The sequence below is a fragment of the Kamptonema sp. PCC 6506 genome, from assembly GCF_000180455.1.
Taxonomy (GTDB): Bacteria; Cyanobacteriota; Cyanobacteriia; order Cyanobacteriales; family Microcoleaceae; genus Kamptonema; species Kamptonema formosum.
On record NZ_CACA01000305.1, the window covers coordinates 49,185 to 61,115 of the forward strand.

Consider the following 11,931-nt stretch of genomic DNA (forward strand, 5'->3'; position numbering starts at 1 on the left):
CTATAGAGCGATCGCTTTCTTAAGTTTAAAGGAGCGATCGCCCCGTTAGCTTACTGAGAATTCACCTAACCATTGAGTTTTTTGTTCAACAATTGATTAGTAAGCTTGGGATCGGCACGTCCCTCAGTTTGTTTCATTACCTGGCCGACAAAAAAGCCCAACAGCTTAGTTTTGCCACTGCGGTACTGTTCTAGTTCCTTGGGATTCTCAGCGATGACGCGATCGATCGCAGCTTCTAGAGTTGCAGCATCGGAGATTTGGGTAACGCCCGCCGCTTCGATCGCTTGCTTCGGAGAACCACCCTCAGATAATAACTTGGGTAACAAATCCTTAGCGATTTTGCCGCTGATCGTGCCAGCATCAATTAAAGAAATCAGTTCCGCTAAACCGTCGGGTTTAAAAGGTAGCTGGGTAATATTGAGCTTTTCATTTTTCAGGTAGGCGGTGATGTCACCCATTACCCAGTTAGCGACTTGCTTAGGATTACCACCTGCTGCGATCGCGGCTTCAAAATACTCAGCCACTGCTCTATCGTCCGTCAATACGCGGGCATCATAGGCAGAAAGACCGATTTTATTTTCGTAGCGATCGCGTTTAGAAGCTGGTAATTCTGGAAGTTCCGCTTCCCAGTGCCCTAACTGTTCCGGCGATACCTCAATCGGGGGGATGTCAGGTTCTGGGAAGTAGCGGTAATCGCTAGAACCTTCTTTGAGCCGCATACTCACAGTACACTGCTTGCCTTCTTCCCAGAGCCGGGTTTCTTGGAAAATGCGATCGCCATTTTCCAAAGCTTGAATTTGCCGTTCAATTTCAAAGTCGATCGCCCGGTGGATAGCATTAAAGGAGTTCATATTTTTAATCTCGACTTTAGTGCCAAACTCCTCTCTGCCAACGGGACGCACGGAAATATTCACGTCACAGCGTAGCGAACCTTCCTGCATATTACCGTCGCTAACACCGAGATAGCGGACGATACGGCGCAATTCTTGGGCATATTCGGCAGCTTCCGCACCCGATCGCAAATCCGGTTCCGAGACTATTTCGATTAACGGAATCCCAGCGCGGTTGTAGTCTACCATCGAATAAGTCGAACCAGAGAGGCGATCGCTGCCGCCATGAACCAATTTTCCTGCATCCTCCTCCATGTGCAGGCGAGTAATCCCAATTTTTTTGCGTGTAGAGTTACCCCCATCATCAATCAACTCAATTTCTAGCCAGCCATTAGTCGCGATCGGCAAATCGAACTGAGAAATTTGATAATTTTTGGGTAAATCTGGATAAAAATATTGCTTGCGGTCAAACTTGCTATAGGGTGCAATCTGACACTTTAACGCCAGCCCTGCCTTCACAGCATACTCCAGCACCTTCTGATTCAGTACCGGCAACACTCCCGGCATTCCCATACAAATCGGATCTATATTGGAATTCGGGACACCACCAAATTCTGTAGAGGAACTAGAGAAAATCTTAGTTTTAGTACCCAACTGACAGTGGGTTTCCAGACCGATAATGGCTTCGTATTGAGTTTTAACTGGTGCAGCAGTGGTCATAGGCTAGACAAAGCTTAGGGAGCAACTATTTGCTATATTTTAGCTGTTCTTGACTTGCGCTTGCCGTGAATACCTAGTATTGTTTGGAGTTTAGAATCAATGATGTGTCAGGGGTGTGTCACACATCTGCTAATTTTACTTCCTTAGTCTTAGCTAAAGTCTTAGCTAAATGGACATAATTAACTAGGGCTTACCTAGTGTTTGCTTGTCATGGCAAGGGTTTCCGAGCAATCCCAGAACCGGGGTAGGTTTCGCCTAGCCTCAAGGTTGATGCTTCCAGCTTGCTTCCTACTCTTGCTACAATGCAACCGTAGTGGTTGGTAATACTGCTGCTTTTCTACCGCGATCGGCAAAGGCCCAAGGAGCAAAGGCATCAGATTTAGCCTCCAAGCGCTTAAGCGTAGCTAGCGACAGGCATCACCCTCTCAAAAGCAGATTTACCTCCACAAACGTGACAAAATAGGACTCAAGTCCAACTAAAGACGAAATTGCCGTAAAATTAACCGTAAAACTAGCGCGGTACTTTTGAAGACTCTGTTTCAAAAGGTCAACTAGCGGTTTTCTAGGGGTGTACTACTTTATCGAATTCTTAATAACCAGAAACTAGAGGTGCAAACATGGCAGAAATAACCAAAGAAGAAATGCGCGAAAGGCTGGGTAATATCGATCAAATTCGCGACATCATATTCGGAGCTCAGTTAAGAGAATACGATAATCGGTTTGATAGAATAGAGTCCGATATCTCATTGTTACAGCAAGATATCCAAACTCGCCTAGAACAGGTAAAATCAGTGCTGACAACTGAGCTAAGGGCGGCCTTTGACTCCTTTGAAAAAAAGCTCAAATCTATCAACAGCACAGTCCAAGAAGATACTACCGATATTCGGCAACAAATCGACAGAGTAAATAGAAAGTTTTCGAGCAGCATTGAAGCTTTAGATGAAGCGATAGACAACCAAACCGGAGCAATTCGGGATGATTTTTCCCAGAGCAGAGATCAGATCCAAGAAGATATCCGTAGCCTAAGAACTCAAGTTTTTGAAGAACTAGACAGACGCTTCTCTGTTCTCAGGGAAGTTAAAGTTTCTAGGGATGACATGGCAGAAATATTGTTTGAACTTGGCATGAGGTTAAAAGGGAGCGAATTTGTTCCCGAACTCAAAGAAGTTGCTGATAGTAATTTAGATACAGGATTGTTATTGCCAGACCGTCATCATTAAATTAAAGAGGTAAAAGCAGATGGCTTTATCGGAAGAAAATCTAGCTGACCTAAATCAGCAAGCAGGTTTTGTTTCTGAAGCAAAAAAGGCTCGTGCTCAACCCGCAACTCAGCTTCAACCCTTGGTGCATCTACTGACCGATCTGAAAATTTTAGAGCAGGCTGAAAAATCTAAACTTCAGCCTGGTCAACCCGCCAAGGATTCAGCTCAAGCTGTCTTTGATAATATTATTTGCTCAGCAGCTAGTCCCCCAACAGCAGAGACTTCAATCGCACCAAATAATAGTAACTTTGACAACTTGAGATCGGGAATTATCAAGGAGGAGTCCGATCCTTTAGAAAATTTGCTATTGCAGCTCGAAAAACTCACAGAACCGATCGTTTTACAGCAGCATATTCCTAGAGAAAAAGCTGCTGTATCTGATGTGGTTGATGTGGAGAAAATTCTGTCTTTTTTGCCCATCAGCAAAGAAAGTTCGACCAGCGCCGCACCTGAATTAGAGGCGGACTTTGACAGGGATTTACACAGCCAAGAACTGTCTAACCTAGAGCCATCAACAAACTTTAGTGAGGACAGCGTTACGAGTAACGCTAACGTAGTTTTTATAGATGATTCAGTTACCAAGGAGCAAAGTAAAGAAGATCTAATCATTCCTTCTGAGGCGGCTAAAGTTTCGCAGAGGGAGGATTTTGTGCGGCCAGTTACCATCACCAAAGCGATGGCAAAACAAAGCGAATATTTAGATGGTGAATATTTAGATGTTTTGGTGACGGCTGTTACAGGGTTAGAAAACTTACTAGAGGATAGTCCTGAGATCCCCGAAAAATTAATTTCTCAAGAATTCACATCCCAAGAATTAATAACATCACCACCATCGAAGAATTTAGATGTTTTAATCAGTTCACCTGAAGACTTGCCAAGACTGTTAGAAGAAAAACAGTCCCTCGAATTGGAAGCAGAAACAGCTCCGAATGCTGTAGAAAATTCAGAGGAATCATTGGAAGCTATAGAACAGTTACAGAACCTAATTTTCGGCTCAAAAATATCGGAATTAGACGATGTAAAAACTCTGCTAGCAGAAAGTGATTTGCCTGGGGTACGGCATTTGATGAAAATGATTGAACACAAACTGGGAAATCTCGAACATCAAATTTACGATCCTCAAGAATTAATTGCTCTGTTATTGCCTTGGATTGGTGAAATTCTGAGTCTAAAAATATCAGAGTCAAGGGAAGAAATTATCAAGGTAATGGTGCCGATCATTGATGAGGTGATCAAGGCAAAAACTCAGCAAGATAAACAGGCAATGAGTGCTGCTATTGCGGATTTGCTACCAGAGGCGATTTCGCAACAGATCAAGAATTCTCCGCAAGAAATGGCGAACGCGATCGCGCCAGAAATAGCAATAGCAATTAGAGAGCAAATTCGCCTCGATCAAGAATCAATTGCTGAAGCTCTAGCGCCAGAAATGGGCAAAGCTATTAAAGCCCAAATTGAACTAGAGCGAGACGCAATGGTAGATGCTCTCTACCCTGTAATTGGTAATACTATTGCTAAATATCTAGGGGAAGCTATTAAAACCATCAATGAAAAGGTGGCAAATGCCTTTAGCATAGAAGGAGTTCAACGCAAAATTAAAGCTCAAATGCAGGGAGTATCTGAAGCAGAATTAATTCTGAAAGAAGCGGTTCCCTTTTCGGTTCAAGCTGTATTTTTAATTCACAAAGCTTCGGGGTTAGTGATTGCAGAAGTGCAGCCAGCAAACAAGCAACAGCTAGAATCGGATATGGTGGCGGGGATGCTGACAGCTATTCGCAGCTTTGTTAATGATTGTATTGCCCAGTCGGGAGAAGTTTCTGAACTCAACGAGATTGAGTACGGCGATTCTAAGATTATTCTTGAAGTTGCAGGCTACTGTTACTTAGCGGTGGTGATTAAAGGAGAACAACCCCAAGATTTTGTCAACAAAATGCGGGAAACTCTCAGTACCATTATTATGAAGTATGGTAGACCGATAGAGTTTTATGACGGCGATCCCGATAAAATTCCAGAGCAAGTTCACACACTGATTGAAAGAATTTTTAAGCAAGTTTCAAAGGAGAAAGAGTCTAAACCGCCAACAGCTCTTTTAGCCATTTCCTTAGTTGTTTCGTCCCTATTTTTAGTGCCTTGGGGAATGTATGAATATCGCCAGAGAATTGAGCGCCGAGTAGAAGCAAATACAGCCACAGCTTTAAGTTTTGCTCCCGATTTAGCCGTATATCGCCTGAGAGTAGATGTTGAAAAAAATACCCTAAAACTCACAGGAAATTTACCAAATCAAGGGTTACGCGCTAAAGCCGAAAAAATTGCTCAAGCAACTGCACCAAACCTGAAGGTAGATAATAAAATTATCGCCATTGATGTACCTCCCGATCCCGCCTCAGTAGCGGCGGAAGTCAAGCGAGTAACTGCTGTCTTAAATCAGATAGAAGGGGTGTCTATTTCTAGCCGATATGGAGAGCGCAAAGTTACAGTGGAAGGAACAGTAATGCAAATGACAGATGCTCAGAAAATCGCCCAATCTATGAAGCAAGTTCCAGGGGTACAGTCTGTAATTAGCACTGTGAAATTAAATCCGCTGAAAATTACAACGCGCATTTACTTTAATGTGGGTTCGGCAACATTAAACTCAGAATACGGAGAAGTAATTGGGAATATTAAAGAGTTTTTGAAGCAATACCCTCAGAAACATCTTAAAATAATCGGTCATAGCGATCGCAAAGGCAATCTTGCTATCAATCAACAGTTAGCTCGGAAGCGAGCTGAAGCTGTACGAGTTGCCCTAGTGCAGCAAGGTGTCGATCCTAGACGGTTGCAAGTTGTAGCGAGTTTAAACCCTCCTGCTGATGTAGAGTCCAGTCAACCCCTATTGTTAAGTAGATGTGTAATCTTTGAGCCAATAACTCAGAGAGCGAAAACCAAGTAATTATGTCAACAATCTCAAAAAAAATGTGCATGGTGGGTGACTTTGGAGTAGGTAAAACTAGCCTAATCCGCCGTTTTGTAGATCGTCAATTCAGCGATCAATATCTTTCTACAGTGGGAGTGAAAATCTCCCGTAAAAACATTGAATTGTTGGGGGTAAAACAGCAGGCAAAACAGGACGTACAACTTTTGATTTGGGATTTAGAAGGTCATACAAAATTTAAAGCGATCGCACCCTCTTACCTCCAAGGATCTAGTGGTGCATTAGTTGTTGCTGATGTTAGCCGCCCCGAAACCATTGAAAGGTTAATCGAACATATTCAGCTTTTTACTTCCGTCAATCCCAAAGCTGCGATCGTCATCGCTTTAAATAAATTAGACTTGGTTGATGAAGAAAAATTAGCTAAAATGGTAGAAATTGCTGAGGCCACCGCTCCAGAGCGAGTATTGGCAACCTATACAACTTCCGCAAAGACAGGCAAAGACGTTGATGATATTTTTCACAAACTAGCTTACAAAATGGTAGAACCTGCATGAATCATCTTTTAAATAAACTACTTGGCCCCCGCCAAATGGAGTATTTAGCAATTAATCAACAGTTCACCATTCTAGAAAAATCTTTTGGAGTAGAACGCTTTGCCGATCGTCCCTGGGAGTTGAAAATAGGTGCAGATGTTCGTCTTGCCTTTCCCGAAGTAATAGGAGTTGAAGATGTTCTAATCTCCGTCCTTTTAGGGCAGAAAATTAATTTTGAGTTAAAAGGGATTGCGCGATTTGTAGATAACAGTCAGCCTTTATATTTTGATATTTATGCCTTTGAAAATCGGGAGGAAGACCATATTGAAAATAGATTAATTATTCTGTTTGAAGATGTAACAGAAAAGATGGTTGCCAAACAAGTCTTAATCCAGAGAGCCAACGAAGCTAATCTTTTATTAAGTGCATTAGCAGCTTCCAAGGATTATATAGATAAAATCATCAAGTCAATGGGTGATGCTTTGTTAGTAACCACAACAGCCGGAACTATCAAAACAGTTAATCAATCTGCACAATTTTTGTTTGGTTATAGTGAAGGTGAATTGATTGGCGAGTCGATTTCGCTGATTACAGATGAAGATAAATTGTTATCTCAGGCTCGTCACCGTTATATTTTATGTCAAGGGGAACTATCGAATTTTGATATAAAACTACTTTGTCGTAAGAAAACCAAACAGGAAATCTGGGTAGAGTTTTCCTGTTCAGCTATTCAGACAGAAATACAGGGATTACACGATTTTGTCTATATTGGTCGCGACATCACAGAACGCAACCGAGAAGAAATTGAAATTCGTACCGCTTTGGCAAAAGAAAAAGAACTTAGAGAGATAAAATCTAGATTCTTTTCAATGATTGCTCACGAATTTGCTAATCCTTTGAATACAGTTTTAATGTCTACTGAAATACTTAAGGAACACCAATTAGAAACAACAGAAGCAGAAAAAATCCAATATCTCACTCATATTAAAACCGCCTCTAAACACATGATTGAACTGTTAAATGACGTGCGGTTTATCAGCAGTGCAGAGTTAGGAAAAATAGAGTTTAATCCTGTACCCATCGATTTGACAAAATTTTGCTCAGATCTAGTAGAAGAAATAAAAATTGCTGCGGGTAGGAACCACATAATTCAATTTGTACCCACTCAAAAATCCGCACAAAATCCCGGTGAAGATGGTCAACAGGCGGAAATTTTACCATTGTTAGATGCGAAGATGATGCGGCAAATACTTAGTAATTTGCTGCTAAATGCGATCAAATATTCTCCTCAAGGTAGCACTGTTTACTTTGAATTTGAGCAAAGCTTTCTAGAGGCTGTTTTTACAATAAAAGATGAAGGAATTGGGATTCCGATTGCCGACCAAGAACAACTATTTGAATCGTTTTATAGAGCGCACAATGTGGGTAAAATATCGGGTACGGGACTAGGCTTAGCCATTGTCAAAGAGTGCGTTAACTTGCACGGCGGTAGCATCATTTTTAGCAGTGAAGTTGGCGCGGGTACTACCTTCAGAGTTGCAATTCCTTTAAAGGGCAATAGCCAGATAGAGAAATCAGATAGAGAGAAAGCAGAAGGCATTCGCTACAAGAGATAAAAGCTTAGATCGCCTGCTTTTCAGTTATCGGTATTTTACGTTTAATTATGTCCTCTTAACTTATTATAACTCTATCTTTCATGAAGAGCATTTTTAAAAAACTCTTAGCTCCTCACCACCTAGAATACCTAGCAGTGGATCGGGAATTAACGATTGTAGAGACATCCTCCAACGTGCAGCGATTTGCTGAATCTGGAAATATTACATCGGGAAATGATGTTCGCACTGGTTTTCCTGAACTTATAGGAACTGAGGAAATTTTAGCGGACATTTTAGTAGGAAATTTACCTAGTTTTGAGCTGAAAGCAATTACGCGGGTGTTAGACAATAATTCTATTCTCTATTTCGATCTCTACATTGTCCAGTACCAAGAAGAAAAAAATTTTGATATCCTGATTATTTTTTTTGAAGATGTAACAGACAGGATGACTCTGGAACAGACATTAGTCCAGGCTACTAATGAAATGAATCTTTTATTGAGTGCCTTAGCTGGTGCCAAAGATTATATTGATAAAATTATCACTTCAATGGCAGAGGCATTGTTAGTAACAACGCCATCGGGTAGAATAAAAAAAGTTAATCATGCAGCTCAAATTTTGTTCGGATATACTGAAACCGAATTAGTGGGCCAGTCGATTGAGATGGTAATTACTGACAAAGAATTATTTCATAAAATCAATCATTATTCGGCTTTATCTCAAGCTAATGCTGAAGTAGTTTGCACAACTAAAAAGGGAGGAAAATTAACTGTTGCTTTTTCCTGTTCAGCTATTCAAGGTGATATCGATCGGGTTTATGAAGGCAACGCCTTGGCACAAGATTTAGTTTATATCGGTCGGGATATTACCGAACACCAGCGCAATCAACAACGCCAATTAGTGCAACATTTTACTACCCTAGTATTATCAGAATCGCCCACTCTTCAACAGGCAGTCGAAGAAATATTAGCAGTAATTTGCGATACTTTGGGATGGGATACAGGGGAACTTTGGATGTCAGAAGAAGGCGAAAGATTAATCTCAAAAGCGAACAGAAACTTTTCAATTTCCGACCCTAGTTTACTCAGATGCGTTCAAAGTTGGGTACAAGCATCAATAGAAATTCCAGAATTTAGAGCTATTACCGAACAGATTACTTTTGCGCCTGGAGTTGGTTTGCCTGGTCGGGTTTGGGCTAGCGGTTCCTCCCATTGGATTTCTGATGTAGTTGAAGATAATGACTTTTTGCGAAAAGAAATTGCTGCTAAGGAAGGACTACATGGAGCTTTTAGCTTCCCAATTCTGGGCGATTATGAAGAAATCATCTCAGCAAAAGCTGTTCTGGGAGTTATGACTTTTTTCAGCCGCTTTCCGCAGCAGCTAGATGAAGATTTGCTTCAGATAATGGCCGCAATTGGCAGCCAATTCGGTCAGTTTATTAAGCGCAAGCAAGCAGAGGAAGCGCTGCGGGAAAGTGAAGAAAAAATGCGAGATTTGTTTGAAAATGCTACGGATTTGATTCAAAGTGTGGCTGCGGACGGTCATTTTTTATATGTCAATCGCTCTTGGTTAGAAACTCTAGGTTACAGAGAAGAAGAAATTACTAACATGACGGTATATGATATTATTCATCCCGACTGTAAAGAACATTGTATGGGGATGTTCGAGCGGGTGATGTCAGGAGAAAAAATCGAACAAGTTCAAGCAGAATTTATGACCAAAGACGGTCAAAAAATTTCTGTGGAAGGCAGTGTAAACTGTAAATTTGTTGATAGTAAACCTATTGCCACTCGCGCTATTTTTCGAGACATTACTGAGCGCCTGAAAACAGAAGAAGCACTGCACCTCCAGCAGGGACAAACTGAACGTCTATTACTGAATATTTTGCCAGAACCAATTGCCAATCGTCTCAAACAACACGAAGGCATTATTGCTGATGACTTTGCTGAAGTTACAGTTTTATTTGCAGATATTGTGGGCTTTACGCCGCTTTCTGCTTCAATGAGTCCGATTGCTTTAGTAGATTTACTCAACCAAATTTTCTCTGCTTTTGACCACCTGTGCGAACGACACGGTTTAGAAAAAATTAAGACGATTGGTGATGCTTATATGGTAGTAGGAGGTTTGCCTACGCAGAGATCCGATCATGCTGAGACGATCGCGCAAATGGCTATTGATATGCAGGTAGAAATTGCTTTATTCAACGCGAAAAATAACAAGGATTTCAGTATCCGTATCGGCATTCATAGTGGCCCGGTGGTGGCGGGAGTGATTGGCATTAAAAAGTTTATTTATGATTTATGGGGTGATACTGTAAACCTAGCATCGCGGATGGAATCGCATGGTTTGGCTGGTCAAATTCAAGTGAGCGATGTTACTTATGAGTTATTGAAAGATAAATTTTTGTTGCAGAAACGCAGCCCTATTCAAATTAAAGGTAAAGGGGAAATGACTACTTATTTTTTGCTGGGCAAAAATCTTAGTAGGTAATTGTTAACGGTTAACTGTTAACCGTTAACTGTTAACCGTTAAACTGTTGTTCTGTTCAACTTTTAGCGGGAATTGTGATATCAATCGATTCCACCTTAACTGAATTTCCGAGACTGGTTAGAGGTGGCTTAATCGCATCAGTATTGCCGACTACTAAGGTTACTATGTTCTCCGGTTTCAAATAGGTGTTTGCCACGCGCTGCACGTCAGCAATAGTTGTTGATTCAACTTGACGGCGATAGCGAAAGATGAAATCGGAGGGATAATTGTAGTATTCATATCGCATTAATCGCGATAAGGTTTGACTGGGATCTTCAAAATTGAAGATAAAAGAATTGAGAGTTGAATCTTTGGCAAAAGCTAATTCTTCTGGGGTAATTTTTTCAGTACGAATCCGCTCAATTTCAGTCAGAATAGCTTGAATAAAGGGTACTGTTGCTTCCGATCGCGTCTGTCCGCCAGCGATAAATATTCCCGGATAGTCAAATCTCGGACTCCAAGCAGCGTAGACGGTGTAGGCTAGTCCTTGGCGCGATCGCACATTATTAAACAAACGGCCTCCAAAACCATTAAGCACGCCATTCATTACATCTAGGGCCGCATAATCAGGACTGCTAAAAGTACCTCCCAAGTGACCCATTTCTATGTAACTTTGGCTTAATTGTGGCTGATTTACAAAAAATAAACCGCCTTGGCTAGCTTGAGATACGGGAGGTAAAGGTAATTGGCGACTTGCCTTTGGGGATTGCCAATCGCCAAATTTCTGCTCAATGAGCGATCGCATTTTCGCGGTGTCAAAATCCCCCGCAATGCCCAAAATTATATTCTGAGGGTGGAAATACTGCTGATAAAAACTCACCAAATCCTCGCGGGAAATATTATTGAGCGTTTCATACTCGACAGTACGAGCGTAAGGACTGCGATCGCCATAAATCAGTTTTTGAAATTCTCGGCCCGCAATACCCTCTGGATCGTCATTCCGCCGCGCGATCGCGCCTTGCTCTTGATTCTTTGCTAAATCCAGTTTATCCTGAGCAAAAGCAGGCTCCCGAATCACCTCAGCAAATAGCCCAAAAACCGTCTCTAAATCTTCACTCAAAGCACTAAAACCTGCGTTACCAGCACTAAGACCAATACCCGTTTCTACCGCTGCCGCACGCTGTTCTAATAACTGATTGAGTTCATCAGGCGGATGCTGGCGAGTGCCTCCAGTCCGCATTACATTTCCGGTCAAACTTGCCAGTCCTAATTTATCTTCTGGTTCAAAGCGATCGCCAGTACGAACTAAGGCTGTTCCCCCCACCAGCGGTAATTCGTGGTCTTCCATTAAATAGACCCGCATTCCATTTTTAAGTTCAAATCGAGTGTATTTCGGCAACTGAATCTCTGGTAGCGGTGGGAAAGTTAACTCGTCATAGTGTTTTGCTGCTACTGCAAAAGCAGAGGAAAAATTAAAAAATATCAGTGCAAACACTACAAAGCTAAAGCTAAAAAGAAATAACTTTGCCTGTTTTTTAATTCCACTTTTGCTCTTCATCCGATCTCCCTGAATTGCCATTTTTTCTCCTACTTCCCAAACAAAAATAACCCTTGC

The 11,931-nt window shown here is 41.6% G+C and carries 7 protein-coding genes; 5 read left to right on the forward strand and 2 right to left on the reverse strand.

The features are described from left to right. Window positions 1-65 precede the first annotated feature (65 nt). Entirely contained in the window at window positions 66-1,550 is a 1,485-nt protein-coding gene (gene gatB, locus OSCI_RS18430) for an Asp-tRNA(Asn)/Glu-tRNA(Gln) amidotransferase subunit GatB (RefSeq protein WP_007356597.1), read from the reverse strand. A 617-nt stretch (window positions 1,551-2,167) separates the two neighbouring features. On the opposite strand from gatB, the gene OSCI_RS18435 reads away from it, so the two are divergent. The 5 genes from OSCI_RS18435 to OSCI_RS18455 all read left to right on the forward strand — a co-directional run bounded on the left by OSCI_RS18435 (window position 2,168) and on the right by OSCI_RS18455 (window position 10,337). Next, entirely contained in the window at window positions 2,168-2,770 is a 603-nt protein-coding gene (locus OSCI_RS18435) for a hypothetical protein (RefSeq protein ID WP_007356598.1), read from the forward strand. A gap of 19 nt (window positions 2,771-2,789) precedes the next feature. Further along, window positions 2,790-5,738, forward strand: coding sequence for an OmpA family protein (locus OSCI_RS18440; RefSeq protein WP_007356599.1), 2,949 nt, complete (start codon window positions 2,790-2,792; stop codon window positions 5,736-5,738). Between the two features lie 2 nt (window positions 5,739-5,740). Continuing rightward, a complete protein-coding gene (locus tag OSCI_RS18445) occupies window positions 5,741-6,274 on the forward strand; it encodes a Rab family GTPase (protein ID WP_026103735.1) in 534 nt (177 codons plus the stop codon). Then, complete coding sequence (locus OSCI_RS18450) at window positions 6,271-7,869, forward strand: PAS domain-containing sensor histidine kinase (RefSeq protein WP_007356601.1); 1,599 nt, start codon at window positions 6,271-6,273, stop codon at window positions 7,867-7,869. Before OSCI_RS18445 ends, OSCI_RS18450 begins: the two co-directional genes overlap by 4 nt. A gap of 80 nt (window positions 7,870-7,949) precedes the next feature. After that, window positions 7,950-10,337 (forward strand): adenylate/guanylate cyclase domain-containing protein, encoded by a 2,388-nt coding sequence (locus tag OSCI_RS18455; RefSeq protein ID WP_007356602.1) that lies wholly within the window; start codon window positions 7,950-7,952, stop codon window positions 10,335-10,337. A 55-nt stretch (window positions 10,338-10,392) separates the two neighbouring features. Here OSCI_RS18455 and OSCI_RS18460 read toward each other — a convergent pair whose 3' ends face one another. Continuing rightward, window positions 10,393-11,895, reverse strand: coding sequence for a M16 family metallopeptidase (locus OSCI_RS18460; protein ID WP_007356603.1), 1,503 nt, complete (start codon window positions 11,893-11,895; stop codon window positions 10,393-10,395). Window positions 11,896-11,931: the final 36 nt, after the last annotated feature.